The 25,765-nt window shown below is 50.5% G+C and carries 41 protein-coding genes and 6 pseudogenes; 7 read left to right on the top strand and 40 right to left on the bottom strand.

The genetic code is table 11. The features are described 5' to 3' along the window. Both HA45_RS27705 and HA45_RS21980 read left to right on the top strand, forming a co-directional pair. A partial coding sequence (locus tag HA45_RS27705) for a hypothetical protein (RefSeq protein WP_211280918.1) occupies positions 1–194 on the top strand: 194 nt, incomplete at its 5' end. A gap of 87 nt (positions 195–281) precedes the next feature. Then, on the top strand, positions 282–836 hold the full coding sequence (locus tag HA45_RS21980; RefSeq protein ID WP_100700400.1) for a gamma carbonic anhydrase family protein: 555 nt from the start codon (positions 282–284) through the stop codon (positions 834–836). Here the strand turns inward: HA45_RS21980 and HA45_RS21975 are convergent. Genes HA45_RS21975 through dprA form a run of 6 tightly spaced genes read right to left on the bottom strand, consistent with a single transcriptional unit; the run spans position 812 to position 4,599 of the window. Beyond that, on the bottom strand, positions 812–1,060 hold the full coding sequence (locus tag HA45_RS21975; protein ID WP_100700401.1) for a DUF1488 family protein: 249 nt from the start codon (positions 1,058–1,060) through the stop codon (positions 812–814). The genes HA45_RS21980 and HA45_RS21975 overlap by 25 nt on opposite strands. Next, positions 1,060–1,875: a shikimate dehydrogenase gene (gene aroE, locus HA45_RS21970; protein WP_100700402.1), complete on the bottom strand. Its 816-nt coding sequence runs from the start codon at positions 1,873–1,875 to the stop codon at positions 1,060–1,062. Before aroE ends, HA45_RS21975 begins: the two co-directional genes overlap by 1 nt. 3 nt (positions 1,876–1,878) lie before the next feature. Next, complete coding sequence (gene tsaC, locus HA45_RS21965; RefSeq protein ID WP_100700403.1) at positions 1,879–2,454, bottom strand: L-threonylcarbamoyladenylate synthase type 1 TsaC; 576 nt, start codon at positions 2,452–2,454, stop codon at positions 1,879–1,881. Between the two features lie 5 nt (positions 2,455–2,459). Continuing rightward, complete coding sequence (locus HA45_RS21960) at positions 2,460–3,005, bottom strand: DNA topoisomerase family protein (RefSeq protein WP_100700404.1); 546 nt, start codon at positions 3,003–3,005, stop codon at positions 2,460–2,462. Between the two features lie 24 nt (positions 3,006–3,029). Next, positions 3,030–3,503, bottom strand: coding sequence for a DUF494 family protein Smg (smg, locus tag HA45_RS21955; RefSeq protein WP_100700405.1), 474 nt, complete (start codon positions 3,501–3,503; stop codon positions 3,030–3,032). Continuing rightward, entirely contained in the window at positions 3,475–4,599 is a 1,125-nt protein-coding gene (gene dprA / locus HA45_RS21950) for a DNA-protecting protein DprA (RefSeq protein WP_100700406.1), read from the bottom strand. Before dprA ends, smg begins: the two co-directional genes overlap by 29 nt. Before the next feature lie 112 nt (positions 4,600–4,711). On the opposite strand from dprA, the gene def reads away from it, so the two are divergent. The 5 genes and pseudogenes from def to mscL all read left to right on the top strand — a co-directional run bounded on the left by def (position 4,712) and on the right by mscL (position 9,451). Continuing rightward, positions 4,712–5,224, top strand: a complete 513-nt coding sequence (gene def, locus HA45_RS21945; RefSeq protein WP_100700407.1) for a peptide deformylase — start codon at positions 4,712–4,714, stop codon at positions 5,222–5,224. Between the two features lie 21 nt (positions 5,225–5,245). After that, positions 5,246–6,190 carry a methionyl-tRNA formyltransferase gene (fmt, locus tag HA45_RS21940; protein ID WP_100700408.1) on the top strand — a complete coding sequence of 315 codons (945 nt, stop codon included), beginning with the start codon at positions 5,246–5,248 and terminating at the stop codon, positions 6,188–6,190. A 43-nt stretch (positions 6,191–6,233) separates the two neighbouring features. Continuing rightward, a complete protein-coding gene (rsmB, locus tag HA45_RS21935; protein WP_100700409.1) occupies positions 6,234–7,520 on the top strand; it encodes a 16S rRNA (cytosine(967)-C(5))-methyltransferase RsmB in 1,287 nt (428 codons plus the stop codon). 31 nt (positions 7,521–7,551) lie between these two features. Then, positions 7,552–8,926, top strand: a pseudogene (gene trkA / locus HA45_RS21930) (Trk system potassium transporter TrkA). Between the two features lie 110 nt (positions 8,927–9,036). Then, positions 9,037–9,451, top strand: a pseudogene (gene mscL, locus HA45_RS21925) (large-conductance mechanosensitive channel protein MscL). 37 nt (positions 9,452–9,488) lie between these two features. Here mscL and HA45_RS21920 read toward each other — a convergent pair. The 34 genes and pseudogenes from HA45_RS21920 to HA45_RS21755 form a co-directional block, all read right to left on the bottom strand. After that, positions 9,489–9,686, bottom strand: a pseudogene (locus HA45_RS21920) (alternative ribosome-rescue factor A); the annotation flags it as partial. A gap of 50 nt (positions 9,687–9,736) precedes the next feature. Continuing rightward, a complete protein-coding gene (gene zntR / locus HA45_RS21915) occupies positions 9,737–10,174 on the bottom strand; it encodes a Zn(2+)-responsive transcriptional regulator (RefSeq protein WP_100700412.1) in 438 nt (145 codons plus the stop codon). A 1-nt stretch (position 10,175) separates the two neighbouring features. After that, positions 10,176–10,547, bottom strand: coding sequence for a DnaJ family domain-containing protein (locus HA45_RS21910; RefSeq protein WP_100700413.1), 372 nt, complete (start codon positions 10,545–10,547; stop codon positions 10,176–10,178). 112 nt (positions 10,548–10,659) lie between these two features. After that, positions 10,660–11,046 carry a 50S ribosomal protein L17 gene (gene rplQ, locus HA45_RS21905; protein ID WP_003850180.1) on the bottom strand — a complete coding sequence of 129 codons (387 nt, stop codon included), beginning with the start codon at positions 11,044–11,046 and terminating at the stop codon, positions 10,660–10,662. A gap of 40 nt (positions 11,047–11,086) precedes the next feature. Continuing rightward, positions 11,087–12,076: a DNA-directed RNA polymerase subunit alpha gene (locus tag HA45_RS21900; protein WP_007891688.1), complete on the bottom strand. Its 990-nt coding sequence runs from the start codon at positions 12,074–12,076 to the stop codon at positions 11,087–11,089. A 25-nt stretch (positions 12,077–12,101) separates the two neighbouring features. Further along, positions 12,102–12,722 carry a 30S ribosomal protein S4 gene (rpsD, locus tag HA45_RS21895; RefSeq protein WP_007891687.1) on the bottom strand — a complete coding sequence of 207 codons (621 nt, stop codon included), beginning with the start codon at positions 12,720–12,722 and terminating at the stop codon, positions 12,102–12,104. Positions 12,723–12,753: 31 nt separating this feature from the next. Beyond that, positions 12,754–13,143, bottom strand: a complete 390-nt coding sequence (gene rpsK, locus HA45_RS21890; protein WP_004160563.1) for a 30S ribosomal protein S11 — start codon at positions 13,141–13,143, stop codon at positions 12,754–12,756. A gap of 16 nt (positions 13,144–13,159) precedes the next feature. Then, a pseudogene (gene rpsM / locus HA45_RS21885) lies at positions 13,160–13,515 on the bottom strand (30S ribosomal protein S13). 146 nt (positions 13,516–13,661) lie between these two features. After that, a complete protein-coding gene (gene rpmJ, locus HA45_RS21880; protein WP_004160566.1) occupies positions 13,662–13,778 on the bottom strand; it encodes a 50S ribosomal protein L36 in 117 nt (38 codons plus the stop codon). 32 nt (positions 13,779–13,810) lie between these two features. Beyond that, complete coding sequence (gene secY, locus HA45_RS21875; protein WP_039330881.1) at positions 13,811–15,142, bottom strand: preprotein translocase subunit SecY; 1,332 nt, start codon at positions 15,140–15,142, stop codon at positions 13,811–13,813. 7 nt (positions 15,143–15,149) lie between these two features. Next, positions 15,150–15,584 (bottom strand): 50S ribosomal protein L15, encoded by a 435-nt coding sequence (rplO, locus tag HA45_RS21870; RefSeq protein WP_100700414.1) that lies wholly within the window; start codon positions 15,582–15,584, stop codon positions 15,150–15,152. Positions 15,585–15,587: 3 nt separating this feature from the next. After that, a complete protein-coding gene (rpmD, locus tag HA45_RS21865; RefSeq protein ID WP_039380794.1) occupies positions 15,588–15,767 on the bottom strand; it encodes a 50S ribosomal protein L30 in 180 nt (59 codons plus the stop codon). A gap of 5 nt (positions 15,768–15,772) precedes the next feature. Beyond that, the gene (rpsE, locus tag HA45_RS21860; protein ID WP_007891679.1) at positions 15,773–16,273 is read right to left on the bottom strand and encodes a 30S ribosomal protein S5; all 501 of its coding nucleotides are present in this window, start codon (positions 16,271–16,273) and stop codon (positions 15,773–15,775) included. A 14-nt stretch (positions 16,274–16,287) separates the two neighbouring features. Beyond that, positions 16,288–16,641 (bottom strand): 50S ribosomal protein L18, encoded by a 354-nt coding sequence (gene rplR, locus HA45_RS21855; protein WP_008104733.1) that lies wholly within the window; start codon positions 16,639–16,641, stop codon positions 16,288–16,290. 9 nt (positions 16,642–16,650) lie between these two features. Beyond that, positions 16,651–17,184, bottom strand: coding sequence for a 50S ribosomal protein L6 (gene rplF, locus HA45_RS21850; RefSeq protein ID WP_100700415.1), 534 nt, complete (start codon positions 17,182–17,184; stop codon positions 16,651–16,653). Positions 17,185–17,196: 12 nt separating this feature from the next. Continuing rightward, a complete protein-coding gene (rpsH, locus tag HA45_RS21845) occupies positions 17,197–17,589 on the bottom strand; it encodes a 30S ribosomal protein S8 (RefSeq protein WP_100700416.1) in 393 nt (130 codons plus the stop codon). A 32-nt stretch (positions 17,590–17,621) separates the two neighbouring features. Beyond that, a complete protein-coding gene (rpsN, locus tag HA45_RS21840; protein WP_007891666.1) occupies positions 17,622–17,927 on the bottom strand; it encodes a 30S ribosomal protein S14 in 306 nt (101 codons plus the stop codon). A gap of 14 nt (positions 17,928–17,941) precedes the next feature. Next, the gene (rplE, locus tag HA45_RS21835; protein WP_013510763.1) at positions 17,942–18,481 is read right to left on the bottom strand and encodes a 50S ribosomal protein L5; all 540 of its coding nucleotides are present in this window, start codon (positions 18,479–18,481) and stop codon (positions 17,942–17,944) included. Positions 18,482–18,495: 14 nt separating this feature from the next. Then, on the bottom strand, positions 18,496–18,810 hold the full coding sequence (gene rplX, locus HA45_RS21830) for a 50S ribosomal protein L24 (RefSeq protein ID WP_100700417.1): 315 nt from the start codon (positions 18,808–18,810) through the stop codon (positions 18,496–18,498). A 10-nt stretch (positions 18,811–18,820) separates the two neighbouring features. Continuing rightward, complete coding sequence (rplN, locus tag HA45_RS21825) at positions 18,821–19,192, bottom strand: 50S ribosomal protein L14 (protein WP_084938328.1); 372 nt, start codon at positions 19,190–19,192, stop codon at positions 18,821–18,823. 169 nt (positions 19,193–19,361) lie between these two features. After that, the gene (rpsQ, locus tag HA45_RS21820) at positions 19,362–19,616 is read right to left on the bottom strand and encodes a 30S ribosomal protein S17 (protein WP_008104738.1); all 255 of its coding nucleotides are present in this window, start codon (positions 19,614–19,616) and stop codon (positions 19,362–19,364) included. Then, on the bottom strand, positions 19,616–19,804 hold the full coding sequence (rpmC, locus tag HA45_RS21815) for a 50S ribosomal protein L29 (RefSeq protein WP_084938330.1): 189 nt from the start codon (positions 19,802–19,804) through the stop codon (positions 19,616–19,618). The genes rpsQ and rpmC overlap by 1 nt, the downstream gene beginning before the upstream one ends. Next, positions 19,804–20,214, bottom strand: coding sequence for a 50S ribosomal protein L16 (gene rplP, locus HA45_RS21810; protein ID WP_002438716.1), 411 nt, complete (start codon positions 20,212–20,214; stop codon positions 19,804–19,806). The genes rpmC and rplP overlap by 1 nt, the downstream gene beginning before the upstream one ends. 12 nt (positions 20,215–20,226) lie before the next feature. Further along, positions 20,227–20,925, bottom strand: a complete 699-nt coding sequence (gene rpsC, locus HA45_RS21805; RefSeq protein WP_034830744.1) for a 30S ribosomal protein S3 — start codon at positions 20,923–20,925, stop codon at positions 20,227–20,229. Between the two features lie 17 nt (positions 20,926–20,942). Continuing rightward, positions 20,943–21,275: a 50S ribosomal protein L22 gene (gene rplV, locus HA45_RS21800; protein WP_084938331.1), complete on the bottom strand. Its 333-nt coding sequence runs from the start codon at positions 21,273–21,275 to the stop codon at positions 20,943–20,945. A gap of 13 nt (positions 21,276–21,288) precedes the next feature. Next, positions 21,289–21,567, bottom strand: a complete 279-nt coding sequence (rpsS, locus tag HA45_RS21795) for a 30S ribosomal protein S19 (protein WP_001138115.1) — start codon at positions 21,565–21,567, stop codon at positions 21,289–21,291. A 16-nt stretch (positions 21,568–21,583) separates the two neighbouring features. Then, positions 21,584–22,405, bottom strand: a complete 822-nt coding sequence (gene rplB / locus HA45_RS21790; protein WP_100700418.1) for a 50S ribosomal protein L2 — start codon at positions 22,403–22,405, stop codon at positions 21,584–21,586. A 17-nt stretch (positions 22,406–22,422) separates the two neighbouring features. After that, positions 22,423–22,725 carry a 50S ribosomal protein L23 gene (gene rplW / locus HA45_RS21785; RefSeq protein WP_007891652.1) on the bottom strand — a complete coding sequence of 101 codons (303 nt, stop codon included), beginning with the start codon at positions 22,723–22,725 and terminating at the stop codon, positions 22,423–22,425. Continuing rightward, positions 22,722–23,327: a 50S ribosomal protein L4 gene (gene rplD, locus HA45_RS21780; RefSeq protein WP_084938334.1), complete on the bottom strand. Its 606-nt coding sequence runs from the start codon at positions 23,325–23,327 to the stop codon at positions 22,722–22,724. Before rplD ends, rplW begins: the two co-directional genes overlap by 4 nt. 10 nt (positions 23,328–23,337) lie before the next feature. Further along, positions 23,338–23,964: a 50S ribosomal protein L3 gene (gene rplC, locus HA45_RS21775; RefSeq protein ID WP_100700419.1), complete on the bottom strand. Its 627-nt coding sequence runs from the start codon at positions 23,962–23,964 to the stop codon at positions 23,338–23,340. A 32-nt stretch (positions 23,965–23,996) separates the two neighbouring features. Beyond that, positions 23,997–24,307: pseudogene (gene rpsJ, locus HA45_RS21770) on the bottom strand (30S ribosomal protein S10). Positions 24,308–24,628: 321 nt separating this feature from the next. After that, positions 24,629–25,110: pseudogene (gene bfr, locus HA45_RS21765) on the bottom strand (bacterioferritin). A gap of 104 nt (positions 25,111–25,214) precedes the next feature. Continuing rightward, positions 25,215–25,409, bottom strand: a complete 195-nt coding sequence (gene bfd / locus HA45_RS21760; protein WP_039330903.1) for a bacterioferritin-associated ferredoxin — start codon at positions 25,407–25,409, stop codon at positions 25,215–25,217. A 178-nt stretch (positions 25,410–25,587) separates the two neighbouring features. Next, positions 25,588–25,765: EF-Tu C-terminal domain-related protein (locus HA45_RS21755; protein ID WP_495524945.1), on the bottom strand; the 178-nt coding region annotated here is incomplete at its 5' end.

The raw sequence follows: 25,765 nt of genomic DNA, 5'->3' as shown, positions 1-25,765 counted from the left end.
CTTCTCTCCTTCAGAGTCAAACACTTTTTTCAGCGTTTTTTCTCCGGCGGGGCGAATCTCTTCACTCCCTGCTGAGTCGTCTGCGTTGCCGCTTTGCCGTCTCAGTGGTGGCGCATTATAGGGATCCGAATTTTTGCACAACCCCTTTTTTCGATCTTTTTAATCGACTGGCGAGTTTTCGTTCTTTTCGCTGAGATCGCGAACGATCCGCTCAAAAATCATCTTGTTTGCCAGCCTTATTAGCCGCAGGCTAGGGTTAAAAGTGCAAAAGGAGAAAGATCATGTCTGTAGCCCTACGTCCTTATAAGAACCATTTCCCACAAACCGGCGATCGCGTCATGATCGATCGCAGTAGCGTGGTAGTGGGTGAAGTCCAGCTCGCCGACGATGTCAGCATCTGGCCACTGGTTGCCATTCGCGGTGATGTGAACAAGGTCGTGATAGGTAAAAGAAGCAATATCCAGGATGGCAGCGTTTTGCACGTCACGCACAAATCCACCAGTAATCCGGCAGGCCACCCTTTAATTATCGGCGAAGACGTTACGGTAGGTCATAAGGCGATGTTGCACGGCTGTCAGATTGGCGATCGCGTGCTGGTTGGAATGGGATCCATTTTACTGGATGGCGTTGTTGTCGAACAGGACGTCATGATTGGTGCTGGCAGCCTGGTCCCGCCAGGTAAGAGGCTGGAAAGTGGCTTCCTCTATTTAGGTAGCCCGGTTAAACAGATTCGTCCGTTAACCGAAGCCGAGATCGCCGGACTACTCTATTCCTCCAACAACTACGTTGGCTGGAAGAATGAGTATCTTGCTCAGGAAAGCCAGATCCAACCTTGATCGTCGATCTCATCCTGACGAATTAACATTTCAGCGTCTTCTTCCAGATCCCAGCGATGCGCGCGAAATAGCGCCATCGCTTCGCCCGAGCCAAACCGGCTATATAACGCTTCAAGCTTAATTGCACAGGTTAATCCCATTCCCTGCAGCAGCACAGGAAAGAGGATCGCCTGGCGCTCATCATCCCAGCTTTCGCGGTCGGGGAAATGGATCGACTGATTCACTACTGCATTGCCTGCTTTAACTGCGCAATGACTGGCGTAATTTCCGGCATCACACCATGCCAAAGCTGGAACGCATGCGCGGCTTGTCCCACCAGCATTCCCAAACCATCTGCCTTATGTTGCGCACCATGCTGTTGGCACCACAACAGGAAAGGCGTCAGACCTTGCTGATAGAACATGTCGTAACAACGAGTCTGAGAATTGATCAACGATTCTGGCAACGGCGGTATTTTGCCATCTACACCACTGGAGGTAGCATTGATGATCAGGTCAAATACCTCACCCGGCAGCTCAGCAAAGCGCATGGCCTGGATATCACCGCTCTGCTGGAAAATCTCTGCCAGTTGTTCGGCGCGTTCAGCCGTTCGATTCACCACCCTCACTGAACATCCTATAGAGAGCAAAGGTAGGATCACGCCGCGAGACGCGCCACCCGCGCCGACCAGTAAAATACGATCGGCAGGGCGAATCAGGTTTAGTCGTTGCAAATCACTTAGCAAGCCAATTCCATCGGTGTTATCTCCGAAGACGGAACCGTCAGCTCTTTTATGCAACGTGTTTACCGCACCAGATAATGCTGCACGTTCGCTAAGTTCATCAGCGAACTCCCACGCCTGTTGTTTAAACGGCAGTGTCACATTTGCGCCTTTCCCGCCAGTAGCAAAAAAGTCGCTAACTGACTCAGGAAATCCCTCTAGTGGCGCGCAAATTCGGCCATATGAATGTGCAATCCCAGTCTGCTCGGCAAAAAGACGGTGAATGAATGGTGATTTGCTATGAGCGATGGGATGACCAAAAACGGCGAAGTGTTCCATATATTAGCCCTGACGAATAAGTTCGCCGCTGATAACGTCGCGAATTTCAGAAGGATTGAGTCGTCCACCCGTTGCTGCATGCAGCACAGGGAACTGGGAGCCAAATTGCTCAGCAACTTCTTTAGCGTTGCGGCACGGCGCCGCGCCGGAGAGGTTAGCGCTGGTCGAGACCAACGGTTTACCAAAGCCATGACATAGCGCCTGAACATCCGGGTGATCGCTAACGCGAATGGCCAACGAATCAAAACGTCCGGTTAACCAGCGCGGCGTATGCGGTGTGGCCGGTACCACATAAGTCACTGGCCCTGGCCAGCTGGCAAACATACGTTCACGCTGCAGCACCGTCAGTTCGCGGTCGGCGATATAGGGTTCCAACTGCGCATAATCCGCGGCAATCAGGATCAGTCCTTTTTCAACCGGACGCTGTTTGAGCGCCAATAAAGCCATTACAGCACTTTCGCTATCGGGATCGCAGCCTAAACCAAACACGGCTTCGGTAGGATAGGCAATTACGGCCTGCTGCTTAAGTTGCTCGATGCAAAAGTCGAGACTTCCCGGTGAATACTGATTTTGCTTCATAATGATTATTCGTCCTGGGCGATGAGCTTGCCACAGCGTTTGCTGGCGCATAAGCGCTTCATGCCTTGTGCGGTTTTCTTCTCTATTAATAAGGGGAACTGGCAATGCGGGCAGATACCTTCCACCGGCGTTGCATTGATCGCGAATTGACAGTCTGGATAGCGATCGCAGGAATGAAATGTTTTTCCATAGCGCGAACGGCGCTGGACTAACTTACCGCTTTGACACTGGGGACAGGCAATCGCAGTTTCATCGGGCTTATCGATGGTTTCAGTGTAATCACATTCTGGATAATGACTACAGCCGACGAACATACCAAAACGCCCCTGACGCAACACTTTGACTGCGCCGCACTGTGGACACGCATGTCCTTCCAGCACTTTTACGACGTGTCCTTCGGCCTGATTTTTCAGCGGACGAACGAAGTCACAGGTTGGATAATTCACACAGCCAAGGAATGGTCCATGTTTGCCACTGCGTATCACTAATTCTGCCCCGCAAGCGGGGCAGGGATCGTTTTTACGCACAGAGAACAGTGCTGATTTACTCATATTTCCGGCTGCATTCATCGCAAATTAATGCAGCATACCTTCATTGACGTCGAATAGCAGTTCTTCCATTTGCTGATAGGCGTTTTCACATCCGGGGATGTTAAACAGCACCATCAACACCACCCATTTGAGATCTTCCAGATCGAATTCCTGCGTATCAAGGGCCGTTACCCGTTCGATGACCATTTCGCGTGTTTCCATATTCAGCACCTGAACCTGCTCCAGGAACAAAATAAAACCGCGACAATCGGCATCTAAACGCTGGCTTTCCTCATCCGTATAGATTCGCATTGAGAGCGGATCGGCAGCCAATTGTACTGGCGCGACCAAACCATCCTGATAGTCCGCTAACCGTTCAAGCCAATTCAACGCATTGGAGATATCTTCACGATGAAAACCCGCATCGGCCAAATCATCGGTCAATTTATCCTGATCAACACGCATTTCAGCTTCGTTGTGGATATAGGTCTCAAACAAGTACATAAGTACGTCGAACATGGCATGCCCTCCTCAATCGGACATAGCCGCCGGGTACAGCTGCGATCCATCCTGCTAACTCCAGCTCCAGCAATTGAGCTGCGATAACTGGCACAGGTTGGCCGGCACGTTCAGCGACGACGTCAACAGGTGTAACCTCATCACCTACGTTAGCCAACACGCTTGCAAATGGCAATGGAACATCGTCACTGTCTTGTGAATATATTGTTTCTGAAGTGCTTGCCGGTAGCCATCGCAAGGTGGAATGCAAATCTTCAAGAATGTTATTGGGATGGGCGACTAATAACGCACCCTGTTGGATCAACCAGTGCGTACCCTCACTGCCATGATTGCCCAATGCGCCCGGCAGCGCATAAACATTGCGATTTTGTTCCAGCGCGCAGCGTGCCGTCACCAGCGAACCGCTCTTCAAGGAGGCTTCAACCACCAGAACTCCATGGCTTAAGCCGCTGATGATGCGATTCCGACGCGGAAAATTAACCGCATGCGGTGCCATATCCAGCGGAAACTCAGATACTAACGCACCATCGTTTTCGATAATCTCCTGGGCCAGTGACTGGTGACTTTTGGGATAGATTTGTTGCAACCCACTGCCCAGCACTGCAATCGTCTTCCCCTGTACTTCCAGAGCCGCACGGTGAGCAACACCATCAATACCGCGCGCAAGTCCGCTGGTAATAGTTAATCCACTGAGCGCAAGCTGTTGTGTGAACCAACTTCCCCACTGTTTGCCGTAGTGTGAACAGTGTCGACTACCGACCACTGCCAGCTGTGGCGTTTGCAATATGTCGAGATTACCTGCCACATAGAGTAATGAGGGTTGTCGGCTGATTTCTGCGAGCGCCGCTGGATAAGCAGCGTCAATACAAGTCACTAAATGATGATTTGGCTGATTCAGCCACTGCTGTGTATATGCCAGCAGACGTGGGCATAAATGATTAAATTGCTCGCACTGAATCTCGTTCAAACCCTGTTCGCGCAGCAACACACCATCCACCCCTGCGCCGCTTTGCAAACCCCGCGCAAGATTGGCAACACGATGACCGCGCAAACCTTTCACATTTGCCAGCCTTAGCATCCCTTCAACTCTCTCCACGCGCCCTCCCTTCAGCCCGCTATCATGCGGTGCAATGCTGTCAATCAGGCCGCAAAAAGTCTACAATATGAGGTAGTAATCTTTTCTTTAACGCATACAGATCTGGATATTTATGTCAGTTTTGCAGGTATTACATTTCCCTGATGATCGCCTTCGCAAAATCGCTGCGCCGGTGGCTACCGTAAACGCAGACGTGCAGCGCATTGTCGACGATATGTTCGAAACCATGTACGCCGAAGAAGGCATTGGCCTCGCGGCGACTCAGGTCGACATTCATCAGCGCATCATTGTTATTGATGTCTCTGAAAACCGAGAAGAACGCTTGGTGCTGATTAATCCCGAACTGCTGGAAAAAAGCGGCGAAACGGGTATTGAAGAGGGTTGCCTCTCCATCCCAGAACAGCGTGCTTTTGTTCCGCGTGCGGAATGGGTCAAAGTGCGTGCGCAGGATCGTGACGGTAAGCACTTCGAACTGGAAACCGATGGCCTGCTGGCAATTTGTATCCAGCATGAAATCGATCACCTTGATGGCAAGCTGTTTATTGATTATCTGTCGCCGCTAAAACGTCAGCGCATTAAACAGAAATTGGAAAAGCTGTCACGCATGAACGCACGCGAAGCCTGAGTGCTAACGAAAGGTTAAACTGTGTCTGCATCGTTAAAAATCATCTTTGCCGGTACACCTGACTTTGCAGCGCGTCATCTTGACGCGCTGCTTGCTTCTGAGCATCAGGTGGTTGGCGTATTTACCCAGCCCGATCGTCCAGCGGGACGCGGCAATAAACTCACCCCCAGCCCAGTCAAAGTGTTGGCACAGGCCCATGATGTTCCTGTATTCCAGCCAAAATCTCTGAAGCCTGAAGAGAGTCAGCAACTGATTGCTGACCTGCAAGCTGATGTTATGGTGGTGGTGGCTTATGGTCTGATTCTGCCGAAAGCAGTGCTTGAGATGCCAAGACTCGGTTGCATCAATGTTCACGGTTCGCTTTTACCACGCTGGCGCGGCGCTGCACCCATTCAACGTTCGCTATGGGCTGGTGACAGCGAAACGGGCGTGACCATCATGCAGATGGATGTGGGCCTGGATACTGGCGACATGCTGTATAAGCTCTCTTGCCCTATCACCCCCGAAGATACCAGCGCGTCCCTGTATGACAAGCTGGCCGGGTTAGGGCCGCAAGGTATGCTCGACACGCTCGAATTGCTGTCGAGCGGCAATGCGCAGCCGGAAGTGCAAGATGAAGCCGCGGTGTCTTATGCTGAGAAGTTGAGTAAAGAAGAGGCTCGTCTTGATTGGTCGCTTTCTGCAGCACAGCTGGAGCGCTGCGTTCGCGCCTTTAATCCCTGGCCAGTAAGCTTTTTCCTCGTCGAGGATCAACCCGTCAAAGTGTGGCAGGCTAGCGTATTACCTCATCAAAACAAGCAGCCGGGCGAAATCCTCCATGCCGACAAAAATGGCATTCAGATCGCTACCGCTGATGGCGTATTAAATCTTCTTTCGCTGCAGCCTGCGGGCAAAAAAGCCATGTCCGCTCAAGACCTGCTTAATTCACGTCGTGAATGGTTTGCCATTGGCACCGTTCTGGCATGATCCCCAGCCCGGTTTTACCGGGCTTTTTGTTTGATGAATGAATATGAAAAAAGCAACTAACCTGCGCAGTCTCGCCGCGCAACTGATCGAACGCGTGGTAGATAAAGGTGAATCGCTAAGTGCCATTCTGCCTGGCGCGCAAAAAACATTAGCGGATAAAGACGGCGCGCTGCTGCAGGAACTCTGCTTTGGCGTGATGCGCACGCTACCTCAATTGGAAGCTCTGATTGGCAAATTGATGGAGCGTACATTAACGGGCAAGCAGCGTGTGTTGCACTATCTGATCATGGTTGGCTTATATCAGCTGCTATACACGCGTGTTCCCGCTCACGCCGCTCTGGCTGAAACGGTTGCAGGTGCCGAAGTGCTGAAGCGCACCAGCCTGAAAGGTCTGATTAACGGCGTACTGCGTCAGTTTCAACGCCAGCAAGAAACCCTGGTTGCGGAAGTAGATCAAGGCCCGCAGCGCTACTGGCACCCAGGCTGGTTGTTAAAACGTTTGCAAACAGCCTGGCCTGAGCAGTGGCAACACATTGTTGAAGCAAATAATCAACGACCGCCAATGTGGCTACGCGTCAATCGTCAGCATCACAGCCGTGATGCATGGCTGAGCCTGCTACAAGCGGAAGACAAAATGGCTTTCAGCGGCGATGCGCCTGATGCACTGCGTCTTGAGTCACCGGCGCCTGTGGGTCAGCTACCCGGGTTCGATCAGGGATGGGTGACGGTGCAGGATTTGTCGGCACAGCGCTGCGCTTTGCTACTTGAACCGCAAAACAATGAAACCATCCTCGATCTTTGTGCCGCGCCCGGTGGAAAGACCACGCATATTCTGGAAATCGCGCCCGAGGCAAACGTGCTGGCGGTGGATATCGATCAACAACGTTTAGCGCGCGTACATGAAAACCTTCAACGTCTTGGCATGCAGGCGGAAGTCCGTCAGGGCGATGGCCGTACGCCTGCGGAATGGTGCGGTGAGCTGCAGTTCGATCGCATTCTGCTGGATGCGCCCTGCTCCGCAACGGGCGTCATTCGCCGTCATCCAGATATTAAGTGGTTACGACGCGACCGCGATATTGCGGAATTGGCCAGCCTACAGCGCGAAATTTTGACAGCAGTTTGGCCGCGCCTGAAGTCTGGCGGTACCATGATCTACGCCACCTGTTCCATTCTGCCGGAAGAGAACCATCAGCAGATTGCCGCTTTCCTGGCGGAACACGGCGATGCGGTTGCGGAGCAATTGCCGGAAGGTCAAATCAATGGCTGGCAGGTATTCCCTACTGTTGATGGCGGTGACGGCTTCTTCTACGCTAAATTAACCAAAAAATAGTGCGCCGCATTCTGACAAGAGCAACTCAACGATGAAAATTATTATCCTCGGCGCCGGACAGGTTGGCGGCACGCTCGCTGAAAACCTGGTAGGTGAAAATAACGACATCACCGTTGTCGATATGGATGCCACTCGGTTACGTGCGCTGCAGGACAAATTTGACCTGCGGGTAGTGCACGGCCATGGTTCTCATCCACGCGTATTACGTGAAGCTGGAGCTGAAGACGCAGATATGCTGGTTGCGGTCACCAACTCCGACGAAACCAACATGATTGCCTGTCAGATTGCGTATTCACTTTTTAATACGCCCAACCGGATTGCCCGTATCCGCGCGGCTGAATACCTGCGCGATGCAGAAAAACTATTTGTTCCGGAAGCCGTTCCCATCGATCACCTGATCTCGCCGGAACAGTTAGTGATCGATAATATTTACCGTCTTATTCAGTATCCTGGCGCCTTACAGGTGGTCAATTTCGCGGAAGGCAAAGTCAGTCTGGCAGTAGTAAAAGCTTATTACGGCGGACCATTAGTCGGTAATCCCTTATCGATTCTGCGCGATCACATGCCGCACATTGATACGCGGGTGGCAGCAATTTTCCGTCAGGACCGCCCTATTCGTCCGCAAGGCTCGACGATTGTGGAAGCCGGTGATGAAGTCTTCTTTATTGCGGCGAGCCAGCATATTCGCGCGGTAATGAGCGAAATGCAGCGCCTTGAGAAACCTTACAAACGCATTATGTTGGTCGGTGGCGGCAATATCGGTTTCGGGCTGGCACAGCGACTGGAAAACAGTACAGCGTGAAGTTGATTGAACGCAACCAACAACGCGCTGCTGAGCTGGCTGAACGCTGCATGACACGGTGGTGTTTTACGGTGATGCCTCGGATCAGGAATTACTCGCCGAAGAGCACGTGGATCAGGTCGATCTTTTTATTGCCGTCACCAATGATGACGAAGCAAATATCATGTCCGCGATGCTGGCGAAAAAAATGGGCGCCAAAAAAGTCATAGTGTTGATCCAACGTCGAGCCTATGTCGATCTGGTGCAGGGCAGCGTGATCGATATTGCGATCTCTCCACAGCAGGCGACGATCTCGGCGCTGCTTGGGCATGTGCGTAAAGCGGATATTGTCGGTGTTTCGTCATTGCGACGCGGTATTGCCGAAGCCATCGAAGCCATCGCGCACGGCGATGAGACCACCTCTCGCGTAGTGGGCCGTTTAATCGAAAATATCAAACTGCCACCGGGAACGATCATCGGCGCCGTAGTGCGTGGTGATGAAGTCATCATCGCTAATGACAATGTGCGCATTGAACAGGGCGACCATGTAATTATGTTCCTGACAGATAAGAAGTTTGTCCCTGATGTCGAACGCCTGTTCCAGCCTAGTCCTTTCTTCCTTTAATCACTGCGGGTAGCTACCCGCGGTGATAATTCTGCTTAATCCACTGTGATAATGGCAATTGCACAAAGGTTTGTTAGACTTTAGCCATTGGCCAAGGCAAGGAGATAACAATGAGTTTATTCAAAGAGTTTCGTGATTTTGCAATGCGCGGGAACGTAGTGGATTTGGCAGTGGGTGTGATCATCGGTGCTGCATTCGGTAAGATTGTTTCATCACTGGTGGCAAATATCATTATGCCACCATTGGGTTTACTGATTGGCGGGGTCGATTTTAAACAGTTCAAGTGGGTGCTGAAACCTGCTGAAGGCGACATACCGGCTGTGGTGATGGAATACGGTAACTTTATTCAAACTATTTTTGATTTTGTTATTGTGGCATTTGCCATCTTTATGGCCATCAAACTGATGAACAAAATGTACCAAAAGAAAGAAGTCGAAAAAGCCCGTTGCGAAACCTTCGAATGAAGAAGTGTTGCTGACAGAAATTCGTGATCTGTTAAAACAGCAGAACAGCGATAAATTGTGATAAAAAAGCCGCCATGTTTGGCGGCTTTTTTGTCTGTAAAGCAGAAGGCCAGTGATAAACTTTTCTGCTTATCACTGGCCTCCCAGTTTCCACCCTTCGCATTTTTATCTTTACGTCGGTAGCTGCCTTTCCCTTTTTGGTTTTTCTCGACGCGCTGACGAAATAGCGGGTCATGAAGCAGTGCCTCAAGAGCGTTATTGTTGATTTTACCTTTTTGATGCTGATAGTGGCTCATAATGTCCTCCGGTGGATAATGGCGCAACTATAGGCTTTTCATTGCTGAATTCAATCCTTGCTACAACAAATTTCCATTTGGGGTGCTTCGCCTTTTTCTAACGCTTCAAGAATCGAACAACATGCGCTGCTGTGCTGATTGCCACAACAGGTTTCCGCCAGCCGTTGCAGTGAGCGCTGTATAATCTGCAGTTCCGTTATCATGCTATTCACCTCATCCAGCCTTTTCGCCACAATTGCCTTCGACTCCTGGCAAGTGTGATGCTCTGGATCGATGCGGATCGAAAGCAGTCCACGGATTGAATCCAGGCTAAAACCAAGCTGGCGACCATAACGAATGAAACGCAACCGTTGCAGATCATCATCGCTGTAAAGGCGAAAGCCCCCTTCAGTGCGGACTTCATGATCCATCATCTGCTGCTTTTCGTAAAAGCGGATAGTATCCGGTGTGACGTCTGCCAGTTTGGCCAACTGACCAATTTTATACATGTTATCCCTCCCGCTGCAGATGTCGATTAATAGCTTCTTGATATTCTCCGCGCAGAAAATCGGTGCTCATCCCAGTCTGACGCAGCTTGATTTCGAGCAGAGCGAGCTTTTTGTTCAACTCGCATATCTGCTGATCTTGAGGATCCAATTGACGCAGCAGATCGTGGAGTTCTAAAGCTTCACGCCTTAGCGCGAGTTCAGGTGGCAAAAAACCCGAGTTCTTAAGTAAACGATAGGCGCTGCGTAATTCAGGCGGAACAGCACTGTCATCGTCCAGCTGCAAAGGTGAACCTTCGCCAGGCAAATTGCTCAACTCGCCTTTTTCTTGTGCGGCACGGACGTGTTGTTCAACCAACTGGTCGATTAACAACATAATGGACTCCTGCTACAGGCAACAGCGTTCAGCATAGCGAAAGGGGAGGAAATAGGAAGGAATTGCAGGCAATAAAAAACCCGCCGAAGCGGGTTTTCTACGTTACTGCAAATTACTCTGCAGCAGCTTCTGCTTGAGCTTCTGGACGATCAACCAACTCGATGTAAGCCATCGGAGCGTTGTCACCAGCACGGAAGCCACACTTCAGAATGCGAGTGTAACCACCGGCACGGCTCGCGAAACGCGGGCCTAGCTCGTTAAACAGTTTTGCCACGATCTCGTTATCACGAGTACGGGCGAATGCCAGACGACGATTAGCTACGCTGTCGGTCTTGGCAAGAGTAATCAGCGGCTCAACTACGCGACGCAGTTCTTTGGCTTTCGGCAGAGTCGTTTTGATGATCTCGTGACGAACCAGAGAACCGGCCATGTTGCGGAACATAGCCTGACGATGGCTGCTGTTGCGGTTCAGTTGACGACCACTCTTACGATGGCGCATGACCTTATCCTTCTCAGTGAAACCTTAACCTGTGATCTGATTATTCATCAGCAATGCTTGCAGGTGGCCAGTTTTCCAGGCGCATGCCCAGAGACAAACCACGTGAAGCGAGCACATCTTTAATCTCAGTAAGAGATTTTTTACCAAGGTTAGGCGTTTTAAGCAGCTCAACCTCGGTACGCTGTACCAGATCACCGATGTAGTGGATAGCTTCTGCCTTAAGGCAGTTAGCAGAGCGGACAGTCAATTCCAGATCGTCAACAGGGCGCAGCAGGATCGGATCGAATTCTGGTTTCTCTTCTTTCACTTCCGGCTGACGTACATCACGTAAGTCAACGAAAGCTTCAAGTTGTTCTGCCAGGATGGTTGCCGCACGACGAATCGCCTCTTCAGGATCGATTGTGCCGTTGGTTTCCATTTCGATGACCAGCTTGTCCAGGTCGGTGCGCTGTTCTACACGCGCTGCTTCAACATTGTAGGCGATACGATCTACAGGGCTGTAGCAAGCGTCAACCAACAGACGGCCGATTGGGCGCTCATCTTCTTCCGAATGAATTCGGGCAGAAGCCGGCACATAACCACGACCACGCTGAACTTTGATACGCATGCTAATAGATGCGTTTTCATCGGTCAGGTGGCAGATCACATGCTGCGGCTTGACGATTTCGACATCACCGTCGTGGGTGATATCGGCTGCAGTCACAGGGCCAATGCCAGATTTATTCAAAGTAAGGATGACTTCATCTTTACCCTGAACTCTTACCGCCAGCCCTTTCAGATTGAGCAGGATTTCCAGGATATCTTCCTGTACGCCCTCTTTGGTGGAGTACTCGTGGAGCACGCCATCGATCTCAACCTCGGTCACCGCGCAACCCGGCATGGAAGAAAGCAGAATACGGCGCAGTGCGTTGCCAAGAGTATGGCCAAAGCCACGCTCTAACGGCTCAAGGGTCACCTTGGCGTGCGTCGAACTCACTTGCTCGATATCTACCAGGCGCGGTTTTAGAAACTCTGTCACAGAACCCTGCATTGTGTCCTCTCTTTGGTACTAAGCTTTACTTAGAGTAAAGCTCGACGATCAGGTGTTCGTTAATGTCCGCAGACAGATCAGTACGTTCAGGAATACGCTTGAACACACCTTCCATCTTGGTCGCATCAACTTCCAGCCAGGTTGGCTTTTCACGCTGCTCAGCCAGCTCCAGAGCGGCCTTCACGCGAGATTGCTGTTTGGCTTTCTCACGGATGCTAACGACATCATTCGGAGATACCTGATAAGAAGCGATGTTAACAACGCGACCGTTTACCAGGATAGATTTATGGCTAACCAGCTGACGTGCTTCTGCACGAGTGGCGCCAAAGCCCATACGGTAAACAACGTTATCCAGACGACCTTCCAGCAGAGCCAACAGGTTTTCACCGGTGTTGCCTTTCAGACGTGCTGCTTCTTTATAGTAGTTACGGAACTGACGCTCCAGCACGCCGTACATACGACGAACTTTCTGCTTCTCACGTAACTGGCCGCCGTAGTCAGACAGACGCGGTTTACGCGCACCGTGCTGGCCAGGTGGTTGTTCAATTTTGCACTTGGTATCGATCGCGCGAACGCCAGACTTAAGGAATAAGTCGGTACCCTCACGACGGCTCAGCTTGAGCTTAGGACCCAAATATCTTGCCATTTTCTTTCTCCAACTAACCTAAAAACGGGCGTTAAACGCGACGTTTTTTCGGCGGACGACAACCGTTGTGAGGGATTGGAGTCACATCAGTAATATTAGTGATGCGGAAACCAGCAGCGTTCAGAGCACGAATTGTTGATTCGCGGCCTGGACCTGGACCCTTAACCATAACTTCCAGATTCTTAATACCGTAATCTTTCACTGCTTCTGCACAGCGCTCTGCAGCTACCTGAGCAGCAAACGGAGTAGATTTACGTGAACCGCGGAAACCGGAACCACCGGCGGTTGCCCAACCCAGTGCGTTACCCTGACGATCAGTAATGGTAACGATGGTGTTGTTAAAAGATGCATGGACATGAGCCACGCCATCTGAGACTTGCTTTCTTACACGCTTACGTGCACGAACTGGTGCCTTTGCCATTATTTACTCACCCCGATTATTTCTTGATCGGTTTACGCGGACCTTACGGGTACGTGCATTGGTCTTAGTACGCTGACCGCGAACTGGCAGACCACGACGATGGCGTAAACCACGATAGCAACCAAGGTCCATCAGACGCTTGATGCTCAGGGTGATTTCACGGCGCAGATCACCTTCAACAACGAATTTACCAACTGCTTCACGCAGCTGTTCAATTTGTTCTTCAGACAGCTCTCTGATCTTAACATCTTCGGCAATACCCGTTGAAGCGCAGATGGCTTTAGAACGAGTCTTACCAATTCCGAAAATCGAAGTTAATGCGATTACGGTATGTTTCTGATCAGGAATGTTAATGCCTGCTATACGGGCCACTATGCACTCCTATTATTAAATAAATGCGTCCCATGCCGAAAAGCCCGTTTTCAGGATACTCAAATGGTAACGCATCGACATACAAAAGATTGGCTGGCTAATCTAGCCAGCTCAACCCGACTTTGCAAGAAAAATATGTGACAATATCAGCCTTGGCGCTGTTTATGCTTTGGCTCGGCGCTGCAGATCACACGTACGACACCGTCGCGGCGAATGATTTTGCAGTTACGACATAATTTCTTGACGGAAGCACGAACTTTCATTTTTACTCTCCGTAACTTCTCAAGCACCTGAATTAACGGCTGTAGCCTTTCAGGTTAGCTTTCTTCAATGCAGACTCATACTGACTCGACATCATCAGAGTTTGCACTTGAGCCATAAAGTCCATGATGACAACCACTACGATAAGCAGCGATGTGCCGCCAAAGTAGAAGGGAACCTTCATGGCATCACGCATGAACTCCGGGATCAGGCAGATAAAGGTAATGTACAGTGCGCCAATTAAGGTCAGACGGGTCATTACTTTATCGATATACTTCGCCGTTTGCTCTCCCGGACGAATTCCCGGTACGAATGCTCCAGACTTCTTCAAGTTATCAGCTGTTTCACGTGGGTTGAAAACCAACGCCGTGTAGAAGAAACAGAAGAAGATGATTGCAGTCGCATAGAGTAGCACATAAAGCGGCTGTCCTGGTTGCAAATACAGCGAAATTGTTGTCAGCCAGTTCCAACCGGTACCGCCCCCGAACCATGACGCGATGGTTGCTGGGAACAGAATAATGCTGGAAGCAAAAATAGCCGGAATAACACCCGCCATATTCACTTTCAACGGTAAATGTGTGCTCTGTGCAGCATATACACGACGACCTTGCTGACGTTTAGCGTAGTTGACCACAATGCGGCGCTGGCCACGCTCAACGAAAATAACAAAGAACGTCACTGCAAATACAAGAACTGCAACCAACAGCAACAGGAGGAAGTGCAGGTCGCCTTGCCGCGCTTGCTCGATGGTATGGCCAATGGCCGGCGGGAGACCCGCAACAATACCCGCGAAGATAATGATCGAGATACCGTTACCGATACCTCGTTCAGTAATCTGTTCGCCCAGCCACATCAGGAACATTGTCCCGGTAACCAGACTTACAACAGCGGTAAAGTAGAATGCGAAACCTGGATTCATCACCAGGCCTTGCATTCCAGGCATATTCGGCAAACCGGTAGCAATACCGATCGACTGGAATACAGCCAGAACCAGGGTGCCATAGCGAGTGTACTGGCTAATCTTACGACGACCAGCTTCACCCTCTTTCTTAATCTCGGCCAACGCTGGATGAACCACCGTTAGCAGCTGGATAATAATAGAGGCCGAAATATACGGCATAATACCCAGTGCGAAGATTGAGGCACGACTGAGAGCACCACCAGAGAACATGTTAAACATTTCAATGATGGTGCCACGCTGTTGCTCAAGCAGTTTGGCAAGTACAGTGGCATCGATACCAGGGATTGGAATAAAAGAGCCAATACGGAAGACAATGAGTGCACCGATTACAAACAAAAGTCTGCGCTTCAGTTCACCAAAGCCACCTTTGGCACTTTGAAAATCTAATCCCGGTTGCTTTGCCATCTGCTACTTATTCCTCGATTTTACCGCCAGCAGCTTCGATTGCAGCACGAGCACCTTTGGTGACACGTAAACCACGAATCGTTACCGGTGCAGCAACTTCACCAGACAGAATCACTTTCGCGAATTCGATCTGAACACCGATGATGTTGGCTGCTTTCAGAGTATTCAGGTCAACAATACCGCCTTCCACTTTCGCCAGGTCAGACAGACGAACTTCTGCAGTGACCATTGCTTTGCGAGAGGTGAAACCGAATTTCGGCAGACGACGATACAGAGGCATCTGACCGCCCTCGAAACCGCGACGTACGCCACCGCCAGAACGAGAGTTCTGACCTTTGTGACCACGACCACCGGTTTTACCGAGACCAGAACCGATACCACGACCCAGACGCTTAGAAGCGTGTTTAGACCCTTCGGCCGGAGACAGAGTGTTTAAGCGCATCTCTTACTCCTCCACTTTCAGCATGTAGGAAATCGCGTTAACCATACCGCGTACTGCTGGCGTGTCTTCACGCTCAACGGTATGACCAATACGGCGCAGACCCAGGCCAATCAGAGTGGCTTTGTGCTTAGGCAGGCGGCCGATTGAACTGCGGGTTTGTGTAATTTTAATAGTCTTAGCCATCGTGATTACCCCAGAATTTCTTCAACGGATTTACCACGCTTGGCAGCGACCATTTCCGGAGAATTCATATTGCCCAGGCCATCGATAGTTGCACGAACCACGTTAATCGGGTTAGTAGAACCATACGCTTTAGCCAAAACGTTATGTACTCCAGCAACTTCTAAAACAGCGCGCATTGCACCGCCGGCGATGATACCGGTACCTTCAGAAGCTGGCTGCATGAACACACGAGAACCCGTGTGAGCACCTTTAACAGGGTGCTGCAGGGTGCCGTGAGTCAGCGCGACGTTAATCATGTTGCGACGGGCTTTCTCCATCGCTTTCTGGATCGCTGCTGGAACTTCACGCGCTTTACCGTAACCAAAACCAACGCGGCCGTTACCATCACCCACTACAGTCAGTGCGGTGAAGGAGAAAATACGACCACCTTTTACAGTTTTAGATACACGGTTTACCGCGATCAGTTTTTCCTGCAGTTCGCCAGCTTGTTTCTCGATGTTTGACATCTTAGACCTCTACCTTAGAACTGAAGGCCAGCTTCACGGGCAGCATCTGCCAGTGCCTGGACACGACCATGATATTGGAACCCGGAACGGTCGAAAGAAACATTAGTAATGCCTTTCTCGACAGCGCGCTCAGCCAGAGCTTTACCTACGGCTGCAGCAGCGTCTTTGTTACCGGTATACTTCAGTTGTTCGGCAATAGCTTTTTCTACAGTAGAAGCAGCAACCAGAACTTCGGAACCGTTCGGAGCGATCACCTGTGCGTAAATATGACGCGGGGTACGATGTACCACCAGGCGAGTAGCACCCAGCTCTTTGAGCTTGCGACGTGCACGGGTCGCACGACGGATACGAGCAGATTTCTTATCCATAGTGTTACCTTACTTCTTCTTAGCCTCTTTGGTACGCACGACTTCGTCGGCGTAACGAACACCCTTGCCTTTGTAAGGCTCAGGACGACGGTAGGCGCGCAGATCCGCTGCAACCTGACCAATCAGCTGTTTATCAGCGCCTTTCAGCACGATCTCAGTCTGAGTTGGACATTCAGCAGTGATGCCGGCCGGCAGTGCATGGTCAACAGGGTGAGAGAAGCCCAGGGCCAAGCTCACAGAGTTGCCTTTAACAGCTGCACGATAACCAACACCAACCAGTTGCAGCTTCTTGGTGAAGCCTTCGGTAACACCGATAACCATGCCGTTCAGCAGTGCACGAGCAGTACCTGCTTGTGCCCAACCATCCGAATAACCTTCGCGCGGAGCGAAAGTCAGGGCGTTGTCTGCATGCTTAACTTCTACAGCACTGTTGATAGTACGAGTCAGCTCGCCGTTTTTGCCTTTGATCGAAACTTCCTGACCGTTGAGTTTTACCTCTACGCCCGCAGGAACAACGACAGGTGCTTTTGCAACACGAGACATTTTATCCTCCGATTACGCTACGTAGCAGATAATTTCGCCACCAAGACCAGCTTGGCGTGCTGAACGATCAGTCATGACACCTTTAGAGGTAGAAATTACAGCGATGCCCAGACCAGCCATTACTTTTGGCAGCTCATCTTTTTTCTTATAGATGCGCAGACCTGGACGGCTTACTCGCTGAATGCTCTCTACCACAGCCTTGCCCTGGAAATACTTTAAAGTAACTTCCAGCTCAGACTTGATGTCGCCTTCGATTTTAAAATCTTCAATGTAGCCTTCTTCCTTCAGCACGTTGGCAATTGCCACTTTCAGCTTGGAGGAAGGCATAGAGACCGCAACTTTGTTCGCGGCTTGACCGTTACGGATACGGGTCAGCATATCCGCGATCGGATCTTGCATGCTCATCTGTGTTACTCCCGTGATTCAAATGGTGACAATTACCAGCTAGCCTTTTTCAGACCCGGGATTTCACCGCGCATGGCGGCTTCACGGACCTTGATACGGCTCAACCCAAACTTCCGCAGGAAACCGTGCGGACGACCTGTCTGACGGCAGCGGTTACGCTGACGGGAAGGGCTGGAATCACGCGGCAGACTCTGCAGCTTGAGAACGGCATCCCAACGATCTTCGTCGGATGCGTTCACATCAGAAATGATCGCTTTCAGTTCAACGCGCTTGGCGAAGAACTTGTCTGCTAATTTCACACGCTTAACTTCGCGTGCTTTCATCGATTGCTTAGCCATTAAGTAACCCTACCTTACTTGCGGAACGGGAAGTCAAAGGCAGCCAGCAGAGCACGGCCTTCATCATCAGATTTCGCAGTAGTGGTAATGGTAATATCCAAACCACGAACGCGATCGACTTTGTCATAATCGATTTCTGGGAAGATGATCTGCTCACGAACGCCCATGCTGTAGTTACCACGACCATCGAAAGACTTAGCAGACAAGCCGCGGAAGTCACGAATACGTGGAACAGCAATAGTGATCAGGCGCTCAAAGAACTCCCACATGCGCTCGCCGCGCAGAGTTACTTTACAGCCGATCGGATAGCCCTGACGGATTTTGAAGCCTGCAACTGATTTGCGTGCTTTGGTGATCAACGGCTTTTGACCGGAGATTGCTGCCAGGTCTGCTGCTGCATTATCCAGCAGTTTCTTGTCAGCGATCGCTTCACCAACACCCATGTTCAGGGTGATCTTCTCGACCCGAGGGACTTGCATGACAGAATTGTAGCCGAACTCAGTCATGAGTTTCTGGACTACTTCGTCTTTGTAGTAATCATGCAGTTTCGCCATCGTACTACTCCAAATTACTTGATAGTTTCGCTATTAGACTTGAAGAAACGGACTTTTTTGCCTTCTTCGAATCTAAAGCCTACACGGTCAGCCTTGCCGGTTGCCGCATTGAAGAGTGCAACGTTAGAAACCTGAATAGCAGCTTCTTTTTCAACGATGCCGCCTGGTTGGTTCAGAGCCGGAACCGGCTTCTGGTGTTTCTTAACCAGGTTGATACCTTCAACGATGACTTTACCAGAAGTCAGGACGTTCTTTACTTTACCGCGTTTACCTTTGTCTTTACCGGTAATCACGATAACTTCGTCGTTACGACGGATTTTCGCTGCCATTGCTCGCTCCTTAGAGTACTTCTGGTGCCAGAGAGATAATTTTCATGAACTTTTCAGTACGAAGTTCACGAGTTACCGGCCCAAAAATACGCGTACCGATAGGTTGCTCGCTGTTATTGTTTAAAATAACGCATGCATTACCATCGAAGCGAATGACAGAACCGTCCGGGCGACGAACACCCTTCCTGGTGCGCACCACTACCGCCTTCAGGACATCACCTTTCTTAACTTTACCACGTGGAATTGCTTCCTTGATGGTAACTTTAATGATGTCGCCGACGCCTGCGTAGCGACGGTGCGAGCCACCCAGAACCTTGATACACATTACGCGACGTGCACCGGAGTTGTCGGCGACGGTCAGCATAGTCTGTTCTTGGATCATTTTAGTGCTCCGCTAATGTCAACTACTACTTCGGGACCCAAACCTCAGGTCGTTAAAAAGCCCCACAATTGAGGGCGCGGCATTATAACACCGGTTCTCGCATATGGGTAGAAAAAATGAACGGCTCAGACGAGCCGTTCATTTTATTTTTTAGAGGAAACGGATTCTATTACAGAACCGCTTTCTCTACAACGCGAACCAACGCCCAAGACTTAGTCTTAGACAGTGGACGGGTTTCGCGGATTTCTACCACGTCACCAATTCCACATTCGTTGTTCTCGTCATGGATGTGCAGCTTAGTCGTACGCTTGATGAACTTACCGTAGATCGGGTGTTTCACGACACGTTCGATAGCAACAACTGCAGATTTCTGCATTTTGTCACTAATTACACGACCCTGCAGAGTACGGATTTTATCGGTCATTACGCCGCCTTCTCAGTCAGTAAAGTCTTAACACGTGCAACATTACGACGCACTTGCTTCAGCAGATGGGTCTGCTGCAGCTGGCCGGATGCTGCCTGCATGCGCAGGTTAAACTGCTCACGCAGAAGGTTAAGAAGCTCAGTGTTCAGCTCTTCAACGCTTTTTTCACGCAGCTCATTTGCTTTCATTACATCACCGTCTTAGTAACAAAGGTGGTTTTGATAGGCAGTTTTGCTGCTGCCAGCTTGAACGCTTCACGGGCAAGCTCTTCCGGAACACCGTCCATTTCATACAGGACTTTGCCCGGTTGGATTAGGGCAACCCAATACTCCACGTTACCCTTACCTTTACCCATACGCACTTCAAGCGGCTTCTCGGTGATCGGTTTGTCCGGGAATACACGGATCCAGATCTTACCTTGACGCTTAACTGCACGGGTCATAGCACGACGTGCTGCTTCGATCTGACGAGCAGTCAGACGACCACGGCCAACAGCTTTCAGACCGAAAGTACCGAAGCTGACATCCGTACCCTGCGCCAGACCACGGTTGCGGCCTTTGTGCACTTTACGGAATTTCGTACGCTTTGGTTGTAACATCAGCGACTCTCCTTACTTACGGCCTTTACGCTGCTGCTTTTTAGGTTGAGCAGCCGGTTCCGGTTGTTCAACAGCAGCCATACCACCCAGGATCTCGCCTTTGAAGATCCATACCTTAACGCCGATTACACCATAAGTGGTGTGCGCTTCAGAGGTGTTGTAGTCAATGTCTGCACGCAGTGTGTGCAACGGTACGCGACCTTCACGGTACCATTCGGTACGTGCGATCTCGGCACCGCCCAAACGGCCGCTGACTTCAACTTTAATACCCTTCGCGCCCAGACGCATTGCGTTCTGTACAGCACGCTTCATAGCACGACGGAACATCACACGACGCTCCAGCTGTGAAGTGATGCTATCAGCAACCAATTTAGCGTCCAGTTCCGGTTTACGGACTTCGGCGATATTGATCTGTGCAGGAACGCCAGCGATTTTCGCGACGACCGTGCGCAGTTTTTCTACGTCTTCACCTTTCTTACCGATAACGATACCCGGGCGAGCAGTGTGAATAGTCACACGGATGCTCTTAGCCGGACGCTCGATAACGATACGAGATACAGACGCTTTAGCCAGTTCCTTAGTCAGGAACTGACGTACTTTAAAATCGCTGTCCAGGTTGTCAGCGAATTCTTTGGTGTTCGCAAACCAGGTAGAGTTCCATGGTTTTACAATACCCAGGCGAATACCATTAGGATGTACTTTCTGACCCATTGCTAGTCTCCAGAGTCTCAGCGATCGGACACAACCACAGTAATGTGGCTGGTGCGCTTCAGGATGCGATCTGCACGACCTTTCGCACGCGGCATAATGCGCTTCATGCTTGGGCCTTCGTCTACGAAGATTTTCGAGACTTTCAGATCGTCGATATCAGCGCCATCGTTGTGTTCGGCGTTCGCAATGGCAGATTCCAGTACTTTCTTAACCAACACAGCAGCTTTCTTGTTGGTGTAAGTCAGAATATCCAGAGCCTGCGACACTTTCTTACCGCGAATCAGGTCAGCAACGAGGCGGACCTTCTGAGCAGAAGAACGAGCATGGCGATGTTGAGCAATAGTTTCCATCTCTTCCTCCTACTTATTTCTTCTTGGCTTTCTTATCTGCAGCATGGCCGCGATAAGTACGTGTCGGTGCAAATTCACCCAGTTTGTGGCCGACCATTTCGTCGGAAACAAAGACAGGAACGTGCTGACGACCATTATGGACAGCGATGGTCAAACCGATCATGTTAGGGAAGATCGTTGAACGACGGGACCAAGTGCGCAGGGGCTTCTTGTCACCGCTTTCCACCGCTTTCTCTACCTTCTTCAGCAAGTGCAGGTCAATAAAAGGACCTTTCTTGAGAGAACGTGGCATGGCTTATCCTCTAAAATTATTTGCTACGGCGACGTACGATAAATTTATCAGTACGCTTGTTGCTACGGGTCTTCTTACCTTTGGTCTGAACGCCCCACGGAGTTACCGGGTGCTTACCAAAGTTACGACCTTCACCACCACCGTGCGGGTGATCGACTGGGTTCATCGCAGTACCGCGAACGGTAGGACGAACACCACGCCAACGGGTTGCACCAGCTTTACCCAGAACGCGCAGCATATGCTCAGCGTTACCGACTTCGCCCAGAGTTGCGCGGCAGTCGATTTCGACTTTACGCATTTCACCTGAACGCAGACGCAGGGTTACGTAGGAACCATCACGCGCAACGATCTGCACGTAAGTACCAGCTGAGCGAGCAATCTGACCGCCTTTGCCTGGTTTCATTTCTACGTTGTGAACGGTAGAACCCACCGGGATGTTACGCATTGGCAGGGTGTTACCTGCTTTGATCGCAGCATCGACGCCAGATTGAACCTGATCACCGGCTTTCAGGCCTTTAGGGGCCAGGATGTAACGGCGTTCGCCATCTTTGTACAGAACCAGTGCGATATTCGCAGAACGGTTCGGATCGTACTCAAGACGCTCAACAATTGCCGGGATACCATCTTTGTTGCGTTTGAAGTCAACAATACGGTAAGCCTGCTTGTGACCACCACCGATATGACGGGTAGTGATACGACCATTGTTGTTACGACCACCGGATTTGCTGTTTTTTTCTACCAGCGGGGCAAATGGTTTGCCCTTGTGCAGCTCTGGGTTCACCACTTTAACTACGTGACGACGACCCGGAGATGTCGGTTTACATTTAACAACTGCCATTGTCTTTCTCCTCCGACTTACTCAGCGCCGCCGACGAAGTCCAGATTCTGGCCTTCCTTCAGGGTGACGTAAGCTTTTTTCCAGTCGCTACGACGACCGATACGCTGTCCGTGACGCTTAACTTTACCCTTAACAACCAGGGTGTTTACGTCTTTAACTTCAACTTCGAACAGTTTCTCAACAGCAGCAACGATCTCTGCTTTGGTCGCGTCTTTAGCAACTTTGAGAACGATGGTATTGGTTTTTTCCATCGCAGTAGATGCTTTTTCAGATACGTGCGGTGCACGCACTACTTTCAGCAGACGTTCTTCACGGATCATGCCAGCATCTCCTCAACTTGCTTAACTGCTTCCGCAGTCATAACGACTTTGTCGAAGGCGATCAGGCTAACTGGGTCGATACCTGCTGCATCACGCACGTCTACCTTGTACAGGTTACGCGCAGCCAGGAACAGATTCTCATCCAGTTCACCGGTGATGATCAGCACGTCTTCCAGCGCCATGTCTTTCAGTTTCTGTGCCAGCAGCTTAGTTTTAGGCGCTTCTACAGAGAACGTCTCGACAACGATCAGACGGTCCTGACGTACCAGTTCGGACAGAATGCTTTTCAGCGCGCCGCGGTACATCTTCTTGTTAACTTTTTGACTGTGGTCCTGTGGACGCGCAGCGAAGGTTACACCACCTGAACGCCAGATTGGGCTCTTTACAGAACCTGCACGCGCACGGCCGGTACCTTTCTGGCGCCAAGGCTTTTTGCCTGAACCAGTTACTTCAGCACGCGTTTTCTGCGCACGAGTACCCTGACGGGCACCAGCGGCATAAGCAACAACAACCTGGTGAACCAGCGCTTCGTTGAAATCACGACCGAAGGTAGTTTCGGAAACAGTCAGCGCGCTCTGCGCGTCTTTCAGTACTAATTCCATTGCTATCCCCTTACGCCTTCACAGCTGGTTTAACAATCAGGTCGCAGCCGGTTGCACCCGGAACCGCACCTTTGACCAGCAGCAGGTTGCGCTCAGCGTCAACACGTACCACTTCCAGGCTCTGAACGGTTACGCGCTCATTACCCAGTTGACCAGCCATTTTCTTGCCTTTGAACACTTTGCCCGGAGTCTGGTTCTGACCGATAGAACCCGGAACGCGGTGAGACAAGGAGTTACCGTGTGTAGCGTCCTGGGTACGGAAGTTCCAGCGCTTAACGGTACCTGCGAAACCTTTACCTTTAGAGGTACCGGTAACGTCTACTTTTTTAACTTCAGCGAAAATCTCTACACTGATGCTCTGGCCTACTGAGTACTCTTCACCTTCGGTGCGGAATTCCCACAGACCACGGCCAGCTTCAACGCCAGCTTTAGCAAAATGACCTGCTTCTGGTTTGCCAACACGGTTTGCTTTTTTAGCACCGGTGGTTACCTGGATAGCTTGGTAACCGTCGTTTTCCAGGCCTTTGACCTGAGTAACGCGGTTTGCTTCAACTTCGATTACGGTTACTGGGATTGAAACGCCATCTTCAGTGAAGACGCGAGTCATGCCCACTTTTTTACCGACTAAACCAATCATTGTATCAACCTCTCAATCGCTCGATGACCTGATTAACCCAGGCTGATCTGCACGTCAACACCGGCAGCCAGATCCAGACGCATCAGTGCATCAACGGTTTTTCAGTTGGCTCAACGATGTCTACCAGACGCTTGTGAGTACGAATCTCGTACTGATCACGCGCGTCTTTGTTAACGTGCGGAGAGATCAGAACGGTGAAACGCTCTTTGCGAGTTGGCAGCGGGATCGGACCACGTACCTGCGCACCAGTGCGCTTGGCAGTCTCTACGATTTCCGCGGTTGATTGATCGATCAGGCGATGATCAAACGCTTTAAGACGGATACGGATTCTTTGGTTCGACATGAGACCAAGGCTCCAAACATTTTATAAACGAAAAGAATTACTACCCACACCCATTACGATTGATGGAGGAGTGTAATCGTTCAGCATATAACTCCCCAATCGGGAGTATTGTCAGGCGACACATAACTCGCTGTCCCCTGCGATTCTGCTCGAATCGCGCCATACCAATATCGGTAGGCCCGCGCATTATACTTAAATCTATTTAGTAAGCAACCCGTGATGTGTTTTTAACCACATGATTATTGAAATGGGCATAAAAAAGCCCGCTGCGGTCACAAATGCCGGCGCGGGCCTGGATGACATTGCTCAGCTGGCGCGAGATTACCCTGCCCGCTCTTCTTTTAATTGTGCCTGTAGATAATTCTGCAAACCGAGTTTTTGTACCAGGTCGAGTTCGGTTTCGAGCCAGTCAATATGATGCTCTTCTTCACTCAAAATCTCGATCATCATGTCACGGCTTACGTAGTCATGGACTTTGTCTGCATAGGCAATCGCTTCACGTAAATCCTTCGCCCCTTCCAGCTCCAGCGTTAGGTCGGATTGCAACATCTCAGGTACGTCCTCGCCAATGCGCAGTCGACCCAGATCCTGCAGGTTAGGAATGCCTTCGAGAAAAAGAATGCGTTCAATGTATTTGTCCGCATGCTTCATTTCGTCAATCGACTCGTGGTATTCGACATCATTGAGGCGAATCAGCCCCCAGTTTTGAACATGCGCGCATGAAGAAAGTACTGATTAATCGCAACCAGTTCATTTCCCAGCAGTTTGTTGAGATGCGTTAAGATTTTACCGTCGCCCTTCATTTTGCTTCCTCCGCTTCCAGGTAAATAGATCGTAGATGCGGATAAAAAGAAGTCAAAAAAACTGGACAGTTTTTGTGGGTATTACGGCGCGGACGAAAAATGCCTCAAGCTATCTCTTTGTACAACGGCACCTTCTGCAACTCGTCATCCATGATTTCACGTGCAACGCGGATACATTTACCGCACTGTTTTCCGATGGGAACCAGCTGTCGTAAATGTTGGATAGATTTAGGTTGGTAGCGACGCACAACTTCGCGGAGGGTTTTGTCACTCACGGCATTACACAGACAGACGTACATTTACTGCGGACTCCAGTACAATTTCTGATCAAAGTGTAAATGAGAATGGTTTTTATTTCAAACGTAACTTTTGTGTGGGTTTATCTGGCGTGGAATAAAAAAGATAAAAAAAAGAGCACCGAAGTGCTCTCTTTTCGTGCTGCGGTGGCTACCTTAGCAGCCACCGACATTAACGCAATTAAGCGATAACTTCAGCAACAACGCCCGCACCAACAGTACGGCCGCCTTCACGGATTGCGAAACGCAGACCCTGATCCATCGCGATTGGGTGGATCAGCTCAACGGTCATTTTCACGTTGTCGCCTGGCATTACCATCTCAACGCCTTCTGGCAGCTCAACGTTACCAGTCACGTCT

The organism is Pantoea rodasii (assembly GCF_002095465.1).
Lineage (GTDB): Bacteria > Pseudomonadota > Gammaproteobacteria > Enterobacterales > Enterobacteriaceae > Pantoea > Pantoea rodasii.
This window is presented reverse-complemented; position numbering and strand designations above follow the sequence as displayed.